This is a genomic window from Actinomadura sp. WMMB 499 (assembly GCF_008824145.1).
Lineage (GTDB): Bacteria > Actinomycetota > Actinomycetes > Streptosporangiales > Streptosporangiaceae > Spirillospora.
In genome coordinates this window covers 3928630-3947766 of sequence record NZ_CP044407.1, presented here as the reverse complement: position 1 = coordinate 3947766, position 19137 = coordinate 3928630, and the positions used below count along the sequence as shown (strand labels likewise).

Sequence of the window (19137 nt, the reverse complement as noted above, 5' to 3'; positions counted from 1 at the left end):
ACTATCGGGGCTGTGACCGGCCGAAACCCCCTGGCGAACGTCGCGGTCGCGCTGCTCTGGATCCTCCTGGGGGTCGCGGGTGTGGCGGGGGCCGTCGCGCTGACGCTCTCCAGCCTGCCGGACCAGCTGGACGAGCAGCGGGCGCTCGACACCGCGACCCCCTGCCCGGCGGCGCCCCGGGCGTCCGCGGACTGCCTGTGGAAGCAGCAGTTCACGATCTCCGACATCCGGCTCTACGCGGGCCGGAACAGCGATATCACCGCGACGCTCACCGACGGCGAGGGCACCGAGTGGGCCACCGCGTACCCGAACAACGAGCCGCTGCTCGACGACCTGGACGACGGCGCCCCGGTCGTCGGCACCATCTGGCGCGGGGAGATCGTGCGGATCGCCGCGCTCGGCGACGTGCAGCGCACGACGGCCAGCCCGGTCGGGTTCGCGGAGACGTACGCGGGGACCGCGCTGATCGCCGGCTCGTCCGGCCTGCTGATGCTGGTGGCGGGCGGGTGGCGGCTGCGGCGGCGCGCGGACCCGGCGATGCCGTCCGGGCTCGTCGGACTGCTCTGGTACACGGGCATCATGGCGGGCGTCACCCTCGCCATCGGGATCGTGGTGGCGTCGGCGGAGTGGCCGATCTGGCTCATCCCGGTCCTGTGGGCGGCGGCGTCGGTGCCGGTGGCGGGATGCACGGTGCTGGCCGTCCGGAAGTCGGGCGACATCTCGGCGGCCCTGGGCGGCACCGCCGGGGGCGTCGGAGGCACCCCCGCGCCCTAAATGCGTGGAGAAGGTGGGGGATCGGCGGGAAAGTGGCCCTGTGGCTTACGGGGACACCGGACGGACGGCGGCGACAACAACGACGGCGGTGGTGCGCGCACCGCCGATCGAGCTCACCGACCGGCGCACGCTGGAGCGGTGGGCGCCCGCCGACCCGGCGGTCGTGGACGAGGCGCGGCGGCTGAAGGAGCGCGCCCTGCTCGACCTCGGAATGACGCACAGCGCGATCGCGTCCTGGCTCTACAGCAAGTGCCACCACCACGTCCCGACGACCGCGGTCGGCACGGCCGCCGTGGTCGCGTCGGGCGACGGGACGTGCCTGCTGCTCTACAACCCGGACTTCTTCGCGGGCATCGGCATCGAGGGCGTCCGGTTCGTCCTGTTCCATGAGGCGCGGCACCTCGTGCAGCGGCACCTGCTCGCCGACCCCGACCTGCGCGCGGACCCGGTCTTCACGCTGGCCTGCGAGGTCACGATCAACCACGTGGCGCTGGCCCGGCTCGGCGGCGCGCTGCCCGAGATCGGCGGCCGCCCGGTCGGGATCTCGCCCCGGACCGTGTACGGGGCGTACGTGCGGGACCTCCGCGAGCAGGGGCTCGACCCGGCCCGCTACGAGGAGTGGGCCGACACCGACATGAGCGTCTACCGGGAGCTGCGGCGGATGCGGAACCCGCCGGGCGCCGGCACCGTGTGCGTCCACGTGCTCCTGGACGTGCTCGACGGGGAGACGGTCGCCGGCGTGGGCGGCGACGTCCTGCGCAGCGTCCTCATCGCCGCCCGGCGCGGCGACCGGACGGCCCGCGACGAGCTGCTCGACCTGCTGCGCCGCACCGAGGGCGCCACCGCGACCACCGACCGGATCTGGGGCGACCTCGGCGCGCACGCGCTGCGCGGGCGGACGTCGGCGACGCGGCGGGTCGACTGGTGGCAGCGCTGGCTCGTGGACGTGCTCGGCTCCAAGCTCGCGGAGGGCGAGCGGCTCGTCTACCCGAAGAAGCGCGGCGCGCTGCTGGCCGCGCTCGGGCACGAGCCGATGCTCGCGAGGCGCGGGCCGCAGCGGGTGAAGACGCTGGTCATCGCGCTCGACATGTCGGGCTCGATGCCGGCCGGCGTGGTCGAGTGGCTGAGCGGGCTCGTCGGCCGCATCGACGGCGTCGAGGCCGACTGGGTCGCGTTCGACGCCGGGGTCAAGCCGTTCCGGCCGGGCGAGCCGCTGCGCGGCGGCGGCGGGACGGACTTCTCGGCCGTCCAGACCTACGCGGAAGACCGGGACGAACCGGTCGACGCGGTCGTCGTCGTCACCGACGGGCACGCCGAGCCGATCGGCCCGGCGGAACCGGACAAGTGGATCTGGCTGATCACGCCCGGCGGGCACGAGTGGCCGGAACGCCGCGAACCGTCCATGGCGTGCCATCGGGTCGATCCCGTCTGATCACGAAATTGGCTACGGTGACGCCCTATGACCCCGCAAGGTACGTGGCACCCGACCGGCCCGCAGGGTAAGCGGACGCGCGCCCGCGACATCGCCCGCTGCACGGCCGGGCTGCTCCGGTTCGCGACCCCCGGCGAGGCCGATGCGCTCCTCGGGCACCTCGCCGCCGACCGCGTCGAGAAGGCCCTGCAGAGCCACGGGACGCCGAACCGCGTCGTCGTCGAGGCGCTGCTGCGGCGCGGACGCCCCGGCGACCTCGACACCCTCGTCACCCACGCGCTCATGGTCGGCGACCCGCCGTCCCTGCTCGGCCGGCTCCTCGACCTCGACTCGCCCGAGGTGAACGAGACGTTCCTCGGCGCGGACACCGCGCTCACCCGGCTCCCGCGCAACCTGCGCCGCCAGCTCGCGCACCAGACGTCCCGCCACGACGGGACGACACCGCGCCCGCTGCCCGTCTCGCTCCAGGAGTCCTTGCTGTCCGGGAAGGTGCCGGACGCGCTCGACCACGCCCTGCTCTACACCGCGGACCCCGACCTGGCCGGGGCCGCGCTCCGCTTCGTCGGCGCGGGGGCCGACCCGCACGGCGCCGTCCAGGCGTGCCGCACCCTCCTGGACGCGCGCCGCCACCACGAGATCCGCGACCTCGTCGAGCGGGGACGCCTGCCCGCGTTCCGCTGGGGGCCCGGCAAGGACGTCCCCAGCCCGCTGGCGTACGCGCAGGCCGCGCTGCGGAGCGCGGAAGGGGAACGCGCGCTGCGGGAGCTGTCCGAGCGGGTGCGCCGCGCCGAGTTCCTCCGCACGATCGCGGAGATCGCCGACGCGGACGCCTGCGCACCCGGACGCACCGACCGGTCCGTCATCCGGACGGTCGTGCACCGCCGGCACCCCGGCATCCCGCGCGTCGGCTGGGCCGACGTCCTCGCGGACGAGCCGCGCCGCCGCGCCGCCGAGGGCCCGTTCCCCCTCCGCGCCGCCCGGTTCATGGCGAAGCGCACCGACATGCCGCTCGAACTCGAGCGCCTCCTGGCCGCCGACCACCCCGGCCTCGCCGTCTTCCTGCCCGATCCCGCGCCCGAGGTCCTCGCCGACCTGTGCGCGCTCGGCCCCGTGCCCGGCGCGGACGTGATCCTCAAGGTCGCCGGGAACGGCCTGATCGCGGGCACCCTCACGCCCGAGTTCGTCGCCGCGACCGTCCCGGAGGAGACCCTGCGCGTCGTGGCCGAGTCGCTCTGGCTGCCCGGAATGCGGGGAACCGCCCAGATCCGGGCGATCCTCGGCCTGGCCGGGGACGTCCCGCTCGCCCCGCCGTTCGTGGACGAGACCGGCCACGGCCGCACCCGCCGCCTCCGCGTCCCCGGCCGCGCGGCGCACTGGGAGGCGGGCTTCATCTACGGCTCCGACACCGCCCGACTGTTCGAGCGCCGCGGCGGCACGACCGCCGACGAGGTCCTCGCCGCCGCGAACGCCGACCAGCTGCTCGCCCCCGCCGCGGGCGCCGCACCCGACCCGCGCGTCCTGCGCCGCCTCGCCGAGCACGTCGACCTGCACCTCGGCGGCCGTCCCGAAGCGTGGCTCGTCGCGCTCCGGCTGCTCGAGGACGGCTTCGTCGGCACGCTCCCCGAACTCCTCGCGACCGCCGGGGCCGTCACCAGCTGACGACCCGGTAGTCCTTCAGCAGCACCCCGTGCGGCGGCTCCCCGCCGCGCTCGCCCCGCACGATCGGGTCGTACACGCGCGCCGCCGCGTCCACGACGTCCAGCGGCGGGCGGAACCCGGCGGCGTCCCGCCGCGCCCGGTCCGGCTCCGGCCGCTGGTCGGTGAACCACCCCGGATCGACGCTCGTCACGTACACGCCCCGCTCCGCCAGCTCGGACGCGGTCGTCCGCGTCAGCATGTTCAGCGCGGCCTTCGCCATGTTCGTGTGCGGATGCTCCGCGCCCTTCCAGTACCGGCCGAACTGCCCTTCCGCCGCCGACACGTTCACCACGTACCTGCGCGGATGCCGGGACGCCTCCAGCAGCGGCCGCAACCGCCCGAGCAGGACGAACGGGGCCGTCACGTTGATGAGCTGGGTCTCGATCAGCTCGACGGGGTCGACCTCGTGCACCAGCCGCGTCCACGAGTTCACCGGCGAGGGGTCCGGCAGCAGCCCCGCCACGTCGAGCGCCCCCGCGCCCGCCGGCGGCGGCCCGGCGGGCGCCGCCGGCAGCGCCGCCCGCTCCTCGACCGCCACCAGCTCCGCGTACGACTCCGGCGGGTGCCGCAGCGTCTGCGCGGCGAGGTTCACCAGGACGTCCAGCGGCTCGCCCGCCGCGACCAGTTCGTCGCACCACCGGACGAGCGCCGGGACGTCCCGCAGGTCCATCCCGGCGACCGTGAGCCGGTCCCACCACGCGTCCCGGTCGGGCACCGCCGCGTACCGGCGCCGCGCGTCCGCCGGGAACCGGGTCAGCGCCGTCACCGCCGCGCCGTCCCGCAGCAGCTTCAGCACCAGCTCGAACCCGGCCTTCACCCGCCCCCCGGTGACGATCGCGCGCCGCCCGGCCAGGTCCGCGCGGGCCTCCCGCCGCGCGCGCTGCTCGCCCGCGCACGGCGGGCAGAGGCGGTGGTAGAAGCCGTCCAGCTCGCGGAAGTGCATCTTGCACACGTAGCACGACTGCAGCCCGCCCAGCCGAGCGCCCGACGGCACCACCTCGCGAAACGGCACCCCCGCAGGGTCGGCCGGGGCGCCCTCGACCCGTCCGGCGGCGCCCGTGGCGGTGCGGGCCAGTGCCTCCGCGTCCGCCGCCGCGCGCCGCCGGCGGTGGGCGGCGCGCTCGCGGTCACGGGTGCGGCGGACGAACGCGGACGCCGCCGCCCGCACCCGCGCGAAGTCGGGATCGTCGTCGGGCGCGTCCGCCAGCTCGGCGAGGACGCGCAGGCAGGTCGCCACCTCGGCATCGCGCATGCGGGCCATTAAACCGGTGCGGCGACCGGCCCGGCCCCGGCCCGCGACACCCCGGCGGCCGGGCAGGCCGTGTCAGCGGCTCCGTCCCGGCGTCCTGTTCTGGAGGTAGTCGCTGGCCGACCGAAGCCAGTCGATGTAGGACCTGGTCGAGAACGCGTCGGAGACCAGCCCGGTCAGCGGCCCTTGCCTGCTGGGCATCTCGGTGCCGACCATCCTGGCGACCCGGCGCACGGTCCTGGATCTGGCGCGCTCGTAGCCGCGGAGGTCGCCGGGCGAGGTGCTCAGCGCCCAGGCGTCCTCGAGCGCCTGGACGGTTCCCATCGCCATCGCCGGGGGCATCGTGTGGGCCGCGTCGCCGACCAGCGTGGTCGGCCCCCGGCCCCAGACCGTCGGCACGCGGTGACGGTGGTGCGGGTAGAAATCGGGGTTCCGGGCGTGCGCCAGCAGTGTCGGGAACGGCTCCGGCCAGCCGCCGAACCTCGCGCGCAGCCGATCCAGCACGTCGGGTCCACCGCCCCAGAACCGGCCACCCGGCTTGGCGCGCAGGTCGAACCACCACAGGGCCTTTCCGTGCCCGGCCGGGGCCACGCTGCCGAGCGACCGCCCGTTGGAGACCATCACGACCCGGCCCGAGTCGACGATCTCGGGGGGCGGCGAGGTGAACGCCTGCCAGGTGACCCAGCCGTTGAGCCCGGCCGGGGCGTCGCCCCGGAGCGCCCGCCGGACGACCGACCGGCGGCCGTCGGCGCCGACCAGCAGGTCGCCGCGCGCGGTGCTCCCGTCGGCGAAGGTGATCTCCGCGCGGTCGGGGTCGACCGCGGTGACCGCGTGGCCGTAACGCACCGGCACGCCCTCGGCCAGGCGTTCGACGAGCTCGCGCCGGGCGATGTGCAGGGAGGGCAGGCCACCGAAGTGACGCTCGACGACCGTGAGGTCGATCGTGCTGAGCCCGCGTCCGCGCACCGACAGGTTCGTCATCGCTTCCAGCCGGCGTCCCGCCCCGTCGAGATCGACCTTGAACTCGCGGAGGATCCCCGCGGCCGACGGCCAGATCGAGACCGAGCCGCCTTCGGTGCGCGGCTCCGGCGCGGCCTCGTACACCTCGACGTCGTGTCCCGCCGCGGCCAGCCCGCGCGCCGCGGCCAGCCCCGCGACTCCACCACCGACGATGAGTACTCTCAAGTGCCCCGGCCCCTATTTTGAGACTGACAGTTTCAGATATCTGGAGTATCACAATGAAGCCTCGCGGACGCAAGCCCGATCCCGGGGTCGACGCGCGCATCAAGCAGGCGGCGGTGACGCTGCTGCTGAGCAAGGGGCCGTCGTTCACCGTGGACGAGGTCGCGGCGGCCGCCGGAGTGGGCAGGGCCAGCGTCTTCCGCCGCTACCCCACCAAGCGCGACCTGCTGCTCGACGCGTGCGCCCTCGCCATGGACGCCCAGGTCCCGACGGTGCCCGACACCGGCTCGCTGGAGGGCGACCTGCTCGTGATCGTCACCGAGACGCTCGCCGCCTGGAACTCGCCCGAGCTCGCGGAACGCACCCGGGAGATCTTCGGCGAGGCGGGCCGGGACCGCGCCGTGGCGGACATCATCCGCACCGCCATGCGCGACCGGATGGCCCGGAGCTGGGCGATCTACGACCACGCGATCGCCCGGGGCGAGCTGTCCGCCGACGCCGACCTGTGGCTGCTGTCGGACATGCTGGTCGGCCTGGCCGTCTACCGCGGCCTCATCGACGTGCCCCAGCCGGACCCGGCGGAGATGCTCAGGGCGCTCATGCACGGCTTCGCGCGGTGATCCGGTGGCACCGGCCGTTCCGCGTCTGGACTCGGCCCAAGGCGCGGCCGGAGTGTTAAACCGTTCGAACCCGGACGTCTCGGGCCGGTTCAATCGATCCATGAGCATGCCGGACGGGCCGCGCCTGGCCCACTTCATCGACACCATGATCGACCTGGGTGTCACCGGGCAGGTCTTCGGCGAGCACGGCATCGGCAAGACGTCGACGTTCTTCCACCACGTGCGGGCCCGCGAGGGCGTCCGGCTGGTCTACGTGCCCGCCGCGAACCTCACCCCCGACGACCTGCTCGTCAACGCGCCCGTCCGGCGGGACGGCGAGCTGGTGCTGCGGCAGCTCGTCATGCGGCAGCTCAAGCCCGGCAAGCCGTTCGTGCTGCTCATCGACGACTCGCTGCAGGCGGGCGCCACCGTCCAGTCGCAGCTCATGCAGATCGCCTGCGACTGGACGCTCGGGGAGCACGACCTGCGCGAACTCGGCTGCATCGGGGTGTTCCTCACCGACAACGAGTCCCTCGACGAGACGGCCGCGCGCCGCACCGACCTCGCCGTCCTCGACCGGATGGCGACGCTGCGCGTCACCGCCGCCGACACCGCCTGGCGCGCCGCGCTGGCCCGCAGGTTCCGCGGCGTCGACCTCACCGGCGTGTTCCGCGTCTGGGCCGCGCTGCCCGGCGAGCTGCGCCGCCTGCTGTCGCCCCGGACGCTCGAGCACGTCATCGACTGCGGTCTCGCCGGGTTCCCGCTCGCCTGGGGCCTGCCGCTGGTGGACGGGCGCCGCCTCGCCCTCGCGACGCCCGGCGCGGACGGACGGCCCGGCGCCGATCAGGCCCCGGACGTCCTCGACCGCGTCGCCGCCGAGCTGCGCCGCGCGGGCGCCGACGCGCCGAACCCCGCGCACGTCCCGGACGCCGTCCGCCGCGTCGTCCGCGCCGCCCTCGACCGGCGGTGGGCCGTGCTCGTCCAGGGCCCGCCCGGCTGCGGCAAGACCGAGGTCGTCAAGGAGGTCGTGCGCGACGAACTCGGCGTGGATCCGCTCTACTTCTCGCTGCCCGTCACGAACGTCGAGGACCTCTGCGCGCCCGTCCCCACCCTGGACGGCACCCTCGACAACCTCCTGGCGGCCCCCTTCGCGGCGCAGGGGGACAAGGCGATCGTCTGGGACGAGTACAACCGTCCCAAGGACAAGGCCGCGTTCGCGCGCCTGATGGAGATCACGCAGGAGTGGTCGCTGGCCGGTCGCCGCATCGAGGGCCTGCGCGCCCAGATCGCCCTGCAGAACCCACCGTACCATCTGGGCCGCAAGCTGCTCGTGTCCCGCAACACCATCGCGCAGGCGTCCCGCTTCACCGTCTCGCTGGAGATCGACCCCGAGGACATCCCGGCCAACGAGTGGCTCATCTCCCGGTACGGGGCCGTCGCCGAGACGGTGCTCGAATGGTGGAAGAACGACATCGACGACGACGGCCGGCAGTGGATCACCAAGCGGACGCTGGAGCGGCTGATCCGGCTGCACGGGCGGGGGCTGCCGCTCGACGTCGCGAAGATCTACCTCGGCGACGGCGACTACGCCCCCGTGCCCCTCGCGGATCTCGAGGCCCGCCTCGCCGACCGTCCCGTCACCGGCCTGCGCGAGCTGTCGGCCGACGTCGGCGGCTGGACGGCCCGGCTGCGGGACGCGCCCGCCGAGGGCTCGGACGCGACCGACACCGTCCACCGCGTCCTCGCGAACGCCGAGCTGTCGCAGCTGCGGGCGCACGCGGAGACCGTCGCGGCGCTCGCGCCGCTCCTCCCGCCGAAGCTCAAGGCCACGTACCTGATCGGCGTCGAGCCCGACCGGCAGCGGTTCTGGACGTCGGTGTTCGTCAGCGGACGAGGCTGAGCCCGCCGGGGGCCGTGCCGATCTCGACGCGCGAACCCCACGCGAGCGTGAGCCGGTCGGACTCCATGCCGTCGCCGAACACGACCAGCCCGTCGGTCTCGGAGACGAGGCCGAGCGTCTCGCCCGCGCCGAGCCGTCCCTGCGTCCGGGACGTGCCGGTCGCGGGCGACGGCCACGCCTCCCGGACGAACCAGGCCAGTGCGGGCTCGGCGGGTCCGGGCAGCCGCAGGTCGCTGCGGCGCTCCAGCCACACCGACCGGCACCAGCCGGTCGCGCCGGTGCCGGTGGCGACCAGGACGCCCGAGGACGACTGCCGCTCGGCCCCGTCCGGGCCGCACGACAGCCGGTAGCGGGCGGACTGGTGGGTGGGGTGCCCGACGAACACCTCGTTCAGCGCGGTCAGCGCGCTCCCGTCGTCGGTGACCGCCCGCACCATCGCGCGCCGCTCGGTCGCGGACGTCCCGGCGGCGACGTCCCGCAGCAGGTCGGCGCACGCCTCCACCGGGTGCGGGACGAGCACGCCGGGGCCCCGGCCGGGATCGGGGTCGAGCCCGACGACCGGCTGCCCGTCCAGGTACTTGGCGGTGTTGGCGACCAGGCCGTCCTGCCCGACGACCACGACGATGTCGTCCGGGGCGAACAGGAACCGGTCGAGGTCGGCCCGCTCCACCAGGCCGCGCCGCCAGGCCACCGGGATCGCCGCCGCGACCCGCGCGAGCGCGCCGGTGGTGGCGGCGTGCGCGGCGTCCACCGGGGCGATGTCCCGGCCGCGCGAGCGCAGGAAGAACTCCGCCTGGCCGCGGCTCCCGTGCCGGGCCAGCAGCTCCTCGTACTCGGTGCGGCGGTGCACGACCACCGCGCGCGGCGCGAGCGTCACGCCCGCTCCCGGGGCCCGGCCAGCGCGGCCAGCGCGCCCTGCAGCACGTCGGGCGTGAGGTTCAGCTGGCCGATCTCCGGCAGCCGCCCGGCGAGCGTCTCGGCGGCGAGCGCCAGCAGGATCGCCGGGTCCATGTCGCGGTAGACGTCCAGGTGCGCGGCGTTCGCCTCGGCCTCGGCGGCGCCCAGCTCCCGCCGGTTCGCGGCCTGCACGGACGCGGCGAGCTTGTCCCGCTCGGCCGCCGCCTGCGCCGCGACCCACGCGGCGGCGGCGTCCTCCTCGGCGCGGCGGCGCGCGTTGTGGCCGCGCCGCTCGACGAGCCGCTCCTCCCGCTGCGCCAGCTCGATCTGGTTCTGCATCTCGTTCTCGGCGATGGCGCGTTCCCGCTCGACCGCGAGGGCGCGCCGCTCGTAGGTCGCCCGGTCCGCCTCCTGCTGCACCTCCTCGCGGGCGGGCGTCTGCAGCGCCCGCTCCACCTCGGCCTCGGGACGGACGGCGACGACCCGCACGCCGACGATCGTGATGCCGGTGTCGGCGAGCCGCGCGTCGTCCGCGAGACCGTCCGCCACCGCGTCCCGGATCGCGACCGGCCCGGCGGTGATCGCGTCCCGCAGCGCCATCCCGGCGGCGAGCGTCAGCGCGTGCTGCTGCGCGCTCTCGGTGAGCAGCGTCGCGACCTGGTCGAGCGGCGCCGACCGCCACGCGCCGGTGTCCGGGTTGATCGCGAAGTCGAGCCGCCGGGCGGCGAGCGCCGGCTCCTCGATCCGGTACGTCACCGTGGCCTGCACGCTGACGTCCTGGTAGTCGGCGGTGCGGGCGTGGAAGAGCAGCGGCAGCTCCCGGTCGTCCACCGGCACCTCGCTGATCACCGCCGACAGCGGACGGAACCAGAAGGACACCCCGACGCCCTCGTGCACCGGCTTCCCGCGCCGCAGGTGCCGGACGTAGGTGGTGGGCGCGCCCCTCAGGTGCCGCAGCAGCGGCCTGCGCTGAACGTCCGCCATGATGCCTCCCGTTTGTCGTCATAAGGACGGTAAGGGGCAGAGGTAGTTATTCTCAAGCTGATATTAACTTTCCACGTATGACGTAGATCACACCAGCCTCCATGTCGGCGGCCGGTGCTTGGATGCCGCCATGGACCCCAGAGAACTGGCCGCTGCCGCCGGGCGGCTCGTCGAGGCCACTGCCGTCGCCCTGACCTGCGACGAGCCCGGCCACCCGGACGGGCACACCTGCCTGCCTGTCCCCGCCGGCGGCGGCGCGGACGACGTGAGCGCCGAAGACCTGATCGCGGCGATCGGTACCGGCTTCGCCGGTCCATTCACGCCCGCGTCGCACGGGACGCCGCCCATGCCGGACGAGGACTGGGCCGACTGGACGCACGCATGGGTGAGCGGCTCGCGGACGATCGCGCTCGGCCGGGACCCCGACGGCCGCACCGTCCTCGCCGTCCTGGCCCGCGTCGTGCCCGATCCGGCCGCCCTGCCCGCCGGCATGCCGTGGGTGGACCGGCTGGTCGCGATCACCGGAGGCCCGGTGGCGCCGTCGCCCGTGCCCGACTGGGCGGCGGTCGAGTCCCGGCTGGGCACGCCGCTGCCGTCCGACTACAAGCGGCTCGTCGAGATCTTCGGCTGCGACGGCACGTTCGACGAGTTCTTCCAGGTCTTCGACCCGGACGAGCTGATCTCGTACTGGGGGTTCTTCACCGGTGACGATCCCGCGGTGGGCGACCGTCCCTGCTGGCCGCTCCCCGGCGGGGTGATCCCCTGGTCGAGCAACGAGCACCACGAGAGCTTCTGGTGGATCGTCGAGGGCCCCGACCCCGACACGTGGCCCGTCTACGCCGTCACCGAGGATGACAAGGGCACCCGGTTCGACTGCACGGCGACGGAGTTCCTGTTCCGCCAGATGACCGACCCGGAGTGGCCCTTCTACACGACGGCCGACCACATCACCGGGCACTGGTTCATGAAGTTCGTCCGCCGGAACCCCTGACACGCGCCCCGCGCCGCCCCCGGACGGCCGGAACCGGCCGCGGCGAACCGTGCCCCCGCGGCGTTCGTCTTCTCTGGCAGGTGATCCCGACGGGGAGGTGCGGCGGTGGAGCCGCTTCGCGACGACGATCCGCGCAAGGTCCCCGACGCGCTCCCGACCCAGGGCGACCTGGACCGGGTGCTCGGCTCCGTCGAGCCCCCCTGACCCGCCTCCCGCCCGAAACGAACACGCTGGTTCGGGAAAGTTCGGTCAGGGGGATTTCGTACTAGCTTGTGGGGTGAGGGTTGCCGGTGAGGAGAAATGGTGGGTGAAGTGCGGCGAGCGGGTGGTTTTGACCCGACCGTGCCGAATATTGCGCGGATGTACGACTACTACCTGGGCGGCAAGGACCATTACACGGTCGACCGCGTCCGCGCCGAGGAGGCCATCGCGGCCGATCCCACGCTCCCCGCGCTGATCAGGGAGAACCGCGCCTTTCTCGGGCGCGCGGTGCGATACCTGGCCGAACAGGGCATCGACCAGTTCCTCGATATCGGCACCGGCCTGCCCACCCAGCAGAACGTCCACCAGATCGCCCAGTCCGTGAATCCCGCCGCCCGGGTCGTCTACGTCGACTACGACCACCAGGTCGTCGCGCACGGCCGCGCGCTGCTCGCCGGTTCGGACGTCACCCGGATGATCGCGGCCGACCTCCGGCGGCCCGGCGAGATCCTCGCGCACCCCGAGATGGATCTCCTCGACTTCTCCCGGCCGATCGCGCTGCTGCTGGTGGCGACCCTGCACTTCGTACCCGACGAGGACGACCCGCCCGGCATCATGGCCGGGCTCCGCGCGGCGCTCGCTCCCGGCAGCCACCTCGTCATGACCCACGCCTCCGCCGACGGCGTCCCCGACGTCGTCGCGAAGGTCGTCGAGGTCTACAACCGCACGTCCGCTCCCGGAACGCCCCGCACGCTCGAGCAGGTCAGGAGCCTGTTCGGGGAGTTCGAACCCGCCCCGCCCGGACTGGTGTGGGCGCCCCTGTGGCGTCCCGACCGCGAGGTCGACCCGGACGAGGCCCGGCAGACGTGGTTCTACGCGGGGGTCGGACGGAAACCCTAGGCGAGGAGGACGGGATGCGGGCGACGACGGTCGGCGGAGCGCTGCGGGACGCGGCGGCCGGGGGCGGGACGTTCCTGTACGACGGCGACGAGACCATCACCTACCGCGGCTTCGACGACCTCGCGGACCGCGCCGCGGCCGGGCTGCTGGCGCGCGGCGTGCGGCGCGGCGACCGGATCGGGCTGCTCGGGCTCAACACCCCGCAGTGGCTCGCGGTCTTCTTCGGCGCCGCCCGGATCGGCGCCGTGGTCGTCCCGCTCAACGTCCGGTACCGGGAGGCCGAGCTGGCGCACATGCTCGGCCAGAGCGGCGCCCGGACGGTCGTCAGCGCCGCCACCGCCGGCGACTTCGACTTCGCCGCGTTCTTCGACGGGTTCCGGCCGGAGCTCCCGGGCGTCCGCGACTACGTGTTCTTCGGCACCGGCTTCCCCGGCGGCGACTCGTTCGACGACCTGGTCGCGGCGCCGTCCGACCCGGAGGCGCTCGCGGCGGCGCGCGCGGCGGTGACCCCGGACGACCCGCTGCTGATCCTCTACACCTCGGGGACGACCGGGCGCCCGAAGGGCGCGGTCATCACGCACGGGAGCCTGCTGGCCTCGGCGTCCGCGCAGGCCGCCCATTTCGGGATGGACGAGCGCGAGGTCCTGCTCGGCCACCTGCCGTTCAACCACGTCGGCGGCATCACCTGCACCGTCATGGCCGCGCTGGTGGCGGGCGGGGCCGTCGCGCTGCTGCCCGCGTTCGGCCCGGACGCCGCGCTGCGCGCCGCCGAACGCCACCGGGTGACGCTGCTGAGCGGCGTCCCGACGATGTTCGTGCTGATGCTCGGCCACGCGGACTTCGCCGACCGCGACCTGTCGTCCGTCCGGATGTGCGTCGTCGGCGGCTCGAACCTGGAGCCCGCGCTCGGCGAGGCGATCCGGCGCGGCATCCCCGGCGCGTCGCTGTCCGGACTGTACGGGCTGTCGGAGACGTCGGGCGCGTGCGTCCTGTCCGCGGCCGGGGACGACGCCGAGACGGTCGTGCGCACGCTCGGCGTCCCGATCGGCGGCTTCGAGGCCCGGACGGTCGGCGCGGACGGGGCCGTCCTCCCGGCGGGGGAGACCGGCGAGCTGCAGATCCGCGGCGGCTGCGTCGCCGCGGGCTACTGGGACATGCCCGCCGAGACCGCCGAGGCGTTCCTGCCGGACGGCTGGCTCGCGACCGGCGACATGGCCCTCCAGGAACCGGACGGGCACCTGGTGCTGCGCGGCCGGAAGAAGGAGATGTACATCCAGGGCGGCTTCAACGTCTACCCGGTGGAGATCGAGAACGTCCTCGCCGCGCACCCGAAGGTCGCGATGGTCGCCGGGTTCGGCGTCCCCGACGGCGTCCTCGGCGAGGTCGGCTGCTGCTACGTCGTCCCGCACCCGGACGCCGGGCCGCCCACCGCGGACGAACTCGCCGCGTACTGCCGGGACCGGCTCGCCGACTACAAGGTGCCCCGCCGGTTCGTCGTCACCGCCGAGGTCCCGCTGACCCCCGTCGGCAAGATCCACAAGGCGCTGCTGCGGGAGCGGCACCTGGCGGCGGGATAGTCACCGGGCGCGCGTTCCCGCCGCCTCGGTTCGACGGCGGGGCGGCACGCCGGGCGGCGGACGCGGCGGTCACCGCGACGACCGCCGCCCAGCTCGACGCGTACGCGACCGCGAGCGTCCCGTACGTCATCCGGGTCAGCTGACCGGCGCGGCGCGCGGGCTCCAGGGCCGCGTCCCGGAGCCCGCGCGGCCCCGGCCGCCGTCAGCCGGCCGGCGACGCCCGGCCGACGTACTCGCGCCATCCGCCCAGGTGCGTGATGTCCACCGCCCCCTCCAGCCCCGCCGTCTCGCAGACGAAGCCGTGGACCGTGCTGCCGTCGGCGAGCTCGACGACACCGATCGACAGCGGCGCGGCCACGGTGGCCAGGAAGCCTCCGATCTGGGGGCGCGGCAGGCGGTAGACCTCGACCTCGATCGGCTCCCCGCCGGTGGTGGTGCGGACGAGTCCCGGCCGCCGGGGCGGCCCGCCGTCCAGCGCGTAGAGCCGGTAGTCGCCGCTGGTCGTGGTGGTGCGGCGCAGGACCGCGCCGCGGCCGGCGAGGTCGTGGTGCAGCGGCATCCCGCGCAGGTGCGCGCCGACGACCGCGAGGTCGAGCCACTGCGCGTCCGCGGTGGCGGTCTCGATCGCGGCGGCGATCGCGACCGCCGCGTCATCGGTCCCGGCGGGGGTCTGGACGGTGACGCCGAACGGGAGCCCGGCGGCGGTCCGGCCGGCGGGAACGGCGACCGCGCACAGCCGGAGCAGGTTGGTGTAGGTGGAGAACCGGCCGAGCCGGTTGTTGTTGCCGATCGGATCCGCCAGCATCTCCGCGACGGTGAAGGTCTCGGTCACCGTGGGGGCGAGCAGCGCGTCGACCCCGTCGAACAGTTCGGCCGTCCGGCGGCGCAGCTGCCGCATCCGGTGCTGGGCGGCGAAGGCGTCGGTGGCGGTGAGCCCGTCCGCTCCCCCCAGCAGCTCGCGCACCACCGGATGGATCGAACCGGGGTCGGACCGGCGGAACTCCTCGATCGCCTGGGCGCGCTCGGCGAGCCACGGCCCCCCGTACAGGTGGTCGCCCGCCTCGAACAGGGGGGCGTAGTCCAGCGGGACGACGTCGGCGCCGTTGCCGGTGAGGATCGCGCACAGCTCCTCCCACGCGTCGCGTTCGCCGCGCGTACCCCATCTGGCGACCGCGTCCGGAACCCCGAACCGCAGGCCGCGCAGGTCGCGGGGCGCCACGGCGCGGGCGGGCGGCGGATACCGCCGGGACCAGGGGTCGGCCGGATCGTAGGCGGCGAGGAGACGGGTGACCGCGGCGGCGTCGGCGGTGTCGAGCGCCATCACCGAGACGCAGTCCAGCGACCGGCACGCCGGTACGACGCCATGGTTGCTGACCAGGCCGGCGCTCGGTTTCAGGCCGGTGACGCCGTTGAGCGCGGCGGGCACCCGGCCCGACCCGGCGGTGTCGGTGCCGAGCGCGAAGCTCACCAGCCCGGCCGCGACCGCGACGGCCGAACCGGAGGACGAGCCGCCCGAGATCAGCCGCGGGTCGTGATGGGCGCGGACGGTGCCGTACGGGGACCGGGCGCCGCTCAGGCCGGTGGCGAACTGGTCGAGGTTGGTCTTGCCGACCAGCAGCGCGCCCGCGTCGAGCAGGCGCGCGACGGCGAACGCCGTCTCGTCGGGCTTGTAGGCGTAGTCCGGGCATCCCGCCGTGGTGGGCAGTCCCGCGACGTCGATGTTGTCCTTGACCGCGAACGGGACGCCCCACAGCGGCCGGTCGTCCATGTCCGCCGGGTCCAGCGCGGCGGCGTCGTCGAGGAGGTTGCCGGACAGCGTGATCCACACCGCGTCGTCGCCGCGCTCTTCGATCCGCGCGAGCAGCCCCGCCGCCAGGCCGGCGGGGGTGAGCCGGCCGGACCGGTAGGCGGCCCGGATGGCCGGGATCCTGAGGTCGGACGGCACGGCGCCGCTCCCGGACGGCGCGACGAGCGCCGTTCCGGGCCCGGTGCCCGGCCCGGTGCGCTCGCTCATCGTGCCGCCTCGACCAGGGGGCCGTAGGTCTCGGGGATCCGGCAGCGCAGCATGTCGACCTCGGGGATCATCGCCTTCTGCCGGGCCAGGGCCCGGTTGAGGTAGCCGGGCAGGACGGCGCCGTGGCGGGTGACCGGCGGGACGGCGGCGTCGACGTCGGCCGACGGCAGTCCGAGGGGCGTCACCACGATGGAGCCTCCCGGGCTGGGCGCGTCGCTGCGGTTCGCGGCGAGGAGGAAGCAGCGGTTGTCCTCGGCCTTGGTGACGGTGAGCAGCCGCCGCTCCAGGCCGGTGCGCCACGCGCAGGGCCAGACGATGATCTCGGCACCGAGGAGGGCGAGGACCCGGCTCGCCTCGGGGAACATGCCGTCGTAGCCGACGAGGACGCCGAGCCGTCCGCGGGGGGTGTCGACCACGCACAGGCCGTCCGTGCCGGGAGTTCCGCCGTGGCCCGGCTCGGGGTGCGCCTGGGCGACGCGCCGGATCTCGCGGCCGTCCGGGCCGAGGACGCTGACCAGGTGGTCGAAGCCGGTGGAGTTGGGGACGGCCAGGGGCACCACCGCGACCGCGCCGTACCCGGCGCAGATGGCCGCGATCGAGGCGAGCGCCGCGTCCTGGGCGTCCTGGGCGGCGACGACGTCCGCCCGGCCGGGCGTCGCGGTGCCGACGGCGAAGGCCAGCGGCAGCACCAGCAGCCTGGACCCCAGCCGTGCGGTGTGCTCGACCATCTCGATCGCCGCCGCCAGGGAGCCCGGTGCCGCGGTGGCGTGGTCCTGGATCACCGCCGCGGGCACCGCGGCGTCCTCGGGCACCAGCGGCTCGGGGAGCAGGCGGGCGGCGGGGGTGGCGTCGAAGGGGGCGTTCAGCACCGAGTAGCACTCGGGGCGGCGGTCGGCCACCCGGTCCCCGCCGGTTCCGGGCCACGCCTTGTCGGCGGCGGCCCCGAGGTCGATCTCGGCGATCGCGAGCCCGTGCAGGTCGCGGCCGACGGATTCGCGGACGACGCCGTCGGGACCGACGATCATGCTGCCGCCGGGGTAGTAGATGCTGCGCTCGACGCCGGCCTTGGTGCTGGCCACGATCCACACGCCGTTCTCGTAGGCCCGCGCCGGGACCCACTGGTCCGCCTGGTCCATCTCGAAGAAGTTCGCGACGTCGACGATCATCTCCGCCCCCGCCAGGGACAGCGAGCGCGCGATCTCGGGGATCCGGCCGTCGAAGCAGATCAGCAGCCCGATCCGCCCGATGGCGGTGTCGACGACGACGTTGCCGCGGTTCCCGACCTCGAACCAGTTGCGGTCGTGGGTGGCCAGGAACTGCTTGCGGTAGTGGCCGGCCACCTTCCCGGAGGGGTCGAGCAGCACGCTGGAGTTGTAGATGCCGTCGTCGGCCGGGTCGTGCTCGGTCATGCCGGAGACGATGTGCAGGCCGAGGTCTCGGGCGAGTCCGCGCAGTGCGGAGACGTACGGGCCGTCCAGGTCCTCGGCGACCCGCCGGCAGTGGTCGGCGTCATCGAACAGGTAGCCGCTGTTCATGCATTCGGGGAAGACCACGAGGTCGGCGCCGTCCGCCGCCGCCTTCTCCGCGTAGCCGCGGACGATGTCGATGTTCGCGGCCACGTCGCCGAGTTCGGCGAGGGTCTGCACGACCGCGACCTTGACCTGGCGCTTGCTGCTCACGGCTTTCTTGTCTCCTTCTACGGGCCGGGGTTCGTTTCCGGTACCGGGGGTCACTGCTTCTGCTCGAGGTCCTCGGAGGTGAGCACGTAATCGTTGACGTCGAGGTCCTTGCCCAGCACGCCCTCCTCGCGGAAGACGTCGACGAGGGCCTGGTAGGACCGCAGGTCGGTCTCGTCGAGATCCTCGAAGCCGCGAAGCTGCGGCTGGGCGACCACCTTCACCTGCCGCTCGTCCAGGGCGGCGTACTCGGCCAGCACGGCCTTGTGGCCCTCGAAGTCCTCGTTGATCATTTTTGTGGCACGGTCCAAAACGCTGACGACCGTCCGGGCGACCTCGGGGCGCTCCTCGATGAAGTCGGTGGTGAGCACCGACGCGCCCGAGTAGAACGGATCGGCGATGTACTGCTCCGCGGGGTTGACCTGGGCGCGCCGGGTACCGGGTTCGTCGTCGGCCACCGACCCGACCGGCTCCAGCGACAGGGTGGCGTCGACGTCCCCGTTGACCACCGAGGGGATGTGCAGCGAGACGCCCAGCGGGACGACCTCGACGTCCCGCTCGGGGTCGAGTCCGGCCTCGCGCACCAGGTGCTTGGTGATCGTCTCCCACTGGATGCCCGGGAGCGTGCCGACCGACTTGCCCTTGAGGTCGGAGAAGGATCGGATGGGGGAGTCCTCCACCGTCACCAGCGCGTCGTTGATCCGCTGCGGCTCGGTGGCCCCGCCCTGGAGGCCGAAGAACTTGAAGGTGCCGGGGAACTTGGCCTCGGCCAGCATGGTGATGCCGGCCGCGGTTCCGGGCGCGCCGACCTCGACCTGGCCGGCGGTGAGCGAGTCCACGATCTGGTTGGGGTTCTCGAACTTGGTCAGCTCGACCTCGAGCCCCGCCTCCTCGAACAGCCCTTCCTCCAGCGCGACGTACAGCGGCATGGTCTGCGTGATCGGGAGCCACGCCATCGTCACCTGCTCGAGGCCGTCGCCGTCGCCGGAACATCCGGCGAGTGCTGCGGTCAGGGCCGCGGCGGCGACGATGGACGGGATCCTGCGGGTGCGCTTCACTCGGT

At 74.3% G+C, this 19137-nt stretch carries 15 protein-coding genes; 8 read left to right on the top strand and 7 right to left on the bottom strand.

Annotation, left to right across the window (positions count from 1 at the left end; translation table 11 throughout):
* The first annotated feature begins 12 nt into the window (after window positions 1-12).
* From F7P10_RS17200 to F7P10_RS17190, 3 genes are read left to right on the top strand one after another with little or no spacing between them, the layout of a single operon-like run.
* The gene (locus tag F7P10_RS17200; protein WP_151010263.1) at window positions 13-774 is read left to right on the top strand and encodes a hypothetical protein; all 762 of its coding nucleotides are present in this window, start codon (window positions 13-15) and stop codon (window positions 772-774) included.
* Window positions 775-814: 40 nt separating this feature from the next.
* A complete protein-coding gene (locus tag F7P10_RS17195) occupies window positions 815-2206 on the top strand; it encodes a hypothetical protein (RefSeq protein ID WP_254716658.1) in 1392 nt (463 codons plus the stop codon).
* A gap of 27 nt (window positions 2207-2233) precedes the next feature.
* On the top strand, window positions 2234-3865 hold the full coding sequence (locus F7P10_RS17190) for a hypothetical protein (protein WP_151010262.1): 1632 nt from the start codon (window positions 2234-2236) through the stop codon (window positions 3863-3865).
* On the opposite strand, the gene F7P10_RS17185 is transcribed toward F7P10_RS17190, so the two are convergent.
* Both F7P10_RS17185 and F7P10_RS17180 read right to left on the bottom strand, forming a co-directional pair.
* On the bottom strand, window positions 3855-5156 hold the full coding sequence (locus tag F7P10_RS17185; RefSeq protein WP_254716657.1) for an SDR family NAD(P)-dependent oxidoreductase: 1302 nt from the start codon (window positions 5154-5156) through the stop codon (window positions 3855-3857). The genes F7P10_RS17190 and F7P10_RS17185 overlap by 11 nt on opposite strands.
* A 72-nt stretch (window positions 5157-5228) precedes the next feature.
* Window positions 5229-6338, bottom strand: a complete 1110-nt coding sequence (locus F7P10_RS17180; protein WP_151010260.1) for an NAD(P)/FAD-dependent oxidoreductase — start codon at window positions 6336-6338, stop codon at window positions 5229-5231.
* 53 nt (window positions 6339-6391) lie between these two features.
* Here F7P10_RS17180 and F7P10_RS17175 point away from each other — a divergent pair, with 53 nt between their 5' ends.
* Together F7P10_RS17175 and F7P10_RS17170 are read left to right on the top strand one after the other, a co-directional pair.
* Complete coding sequence (locus tag F7P10_RS17175; protein ID WP_151010259.1) at window positions 6392-6955, top strand: TetR-like C-terminal domain-containing protein; 564 nt, start codon at window positions 6392-6394, stop codon at window positions 6953-6955.
* A 100-nt stretch (window positions 6956-7055) separates the two neighbouring features.
* Window positions 7056-8834 (top strand): AAA family ATPase, encoded by a 1779-nt coding sequence (locus tag F7P10_RS17170; protein ID WP_151010258.1) that lies wholly within the window; start codon window positions 7056-7058, stop codon window positions 8832-8834.
* Here the strand turns inward: F7P10_RS17170 and F7P10_RS17165 are convergent.
* Window positions 8818-9711, bottom strand: coding sequence for a hypothetical protein (locus F7P10_RS17165; protein WP_151010257.1), 894 nt, complete (start codon window positions 9709-9711; stop codon window positions 8818-8820). The two genes, F7P10_RS17170 and F7P10_RS17165, sit on opposite strands and share 17 nt — an antisense overlap.
* Window positions 9708-10715, bottom strand: a complete 1008-nt coding sequence (locus F7P10_RS17160; RefSeq protein WP_151010256.1) for an SPFH domain-containing protein — start codon at window positions 10713-10715, stop codon at window positions 9708-9710. The genes F7P10_RS17165 and F7P10_RS17160 overlap by 4 nt, the downstream gene beginning before the upstream one ends.
* Before the next feature lie 130 nt (window positions 10716-10845).
* Between F7P10_RS17160 and F7P10_RS17155 the strand changes: the two genes are divergently transcribed.
* The 3 genes from F7P10_RS17155 (at window position 10846) to F7P10_RS17145 (ending at window position 14384) form a co-directional block, all read left to right on the top strand.
* On the top strand, window positions 10846-11706 hold the full coding sequence (locus tag F7P10_RS17155) for an SMI1/KNR4 family protein (RefSeq protein ID WP_151010255.1): 861 nt from the start codon (window positions 10846-10848) through the stop codon (window positions 11704-11706).
* Window positions 11707-12006: 300 nt separating this feature from the next.
* Entirely contained in the window at window positions 12007-12807 is an 801-nt protein-coding gene (locus F7P10_RS17150) for an SAM-dependent methyltransferase (RefSeq protein WP_151010254.1), read from the top strand.
* A gap of 14 nt (window positions 12808-12821) precedes the next feature.
* Entirely contained in the window at window positions 12822-14384 is a 1563-nt protein-coding gene (locus F7P10_RS17145) for a class I adenylate-forming enzyme family protein (RefSeq protein WP_151010253.1), read from the top strand.
* Between the two features lie 202 nt (window positions 14385-14586).
* On the opposite strand, the gene atzF is transcribed toward F7P10_RS17145, so the two are convergent.
* The 3 genes from atzF to F7P10_RS17130 are packed head-to-tail and all read right to left on the bottom strand — an operon-like array spanning window position 14587 to window position 19132.
* Complete coding sequence (gene atzF / locus F7P10_RS17140; RefSeq protein WP_151010252.1) at window positions 14587-16398, bottom strand: allophanate hydrolase; 1812 nt, start codon at window positions 16396-16398, stop codon at window positions 14587-14589.
* Complete coding sequence (locus F7P10_RS17135) at window positions 16395-18077, bottom strand: carbon-nitrogen hydrolase family protein (protein ID WP_151010251.1); 1683 nt, start codon at window positions 18075-18077, stop codon at window positions 16395-16397. The genes atzF and F7P10_RS17135 overlap by 4 nt, the downstream gene beginning before the upstream one ends.
* A gap of 50 nt (window positions 18078-18127) precedes the next feature.
* Complete coding sequence (locus F7P10_RS17130; protein WP_218040548.1) at window positions 18128-19132, bottom strand: ABC transporter substrate-binding protein; 1005 nt, start codon at window positions 19130-19132, stop codon at window positions 18128-18130.
* Between the last annotated feature and the right edge of the window lie 5 nt (window positions 19133-19137).

Coding starts and splice junctions, on each gene's coding strand:
- F7P10_RS17190 (WP_151010262.1), top strand. CDS start 2,234: ATGACCCCGCAAGGTACGTGGCACCCGACCGGCCCGCAGGGTAAGCGG.
- F7P10_RS17185 (WP_254716657.1), bottom strand. CDS start 5,156: ATGCGCGATGCCGAGGTGGCGACCTGCCTGCGCGTCCTCGCCGAGCTG.
- F7P10_RS17175 (WP_151010259.1), top strand. CDS start 6,392: ATGAAGCCTCGCGGACGCAAGCCCGATCCCGGGGTCGACGCGCGCATC.
- F7P10_RS17170 (WP_151010258.1), top strand. CDS start 7,056: ATGAGCATGCCGGACGGGCCGCGCCTGGCCCACTTCATCGACACCATG.
- F7P10_RS17160 (WP_151010256.1), bottom strand. CDS start 10,715: ATGGCGGACGTTCAGCGCAGGCCGCTGCTGCGGCACCTGAGGGGCGCG.
- F7P10_RS17155 (WP_151010255.1), top strand. CDS start 10,846: ATGGACCCCAGAGAACTGGCCGCTGCCGCCGGGCGGCTCGTCGAGGCC.
- F7P10_RS17150 (WP_151010254.1), top strand. CDS start 12,007: ATGGTGGGTGAAGTGCGGCGAGCGGGTGGTTTTGACCCGACCGTGCCG.
- F7P10_RS17145 (WP_151010253.1), top strand. CDS start 12,822: ATGCGGGCGACGACGGTCGGCGGAGCGCTGCGGGACGCGGCGGCCGGG.
- atzF (WP_151010252.1), bottom strand. CDS start 16,398: ATGAGCGAGCGCACCGGGCCGGGCACCGGGCCCGGAACGGCGCTCGTC.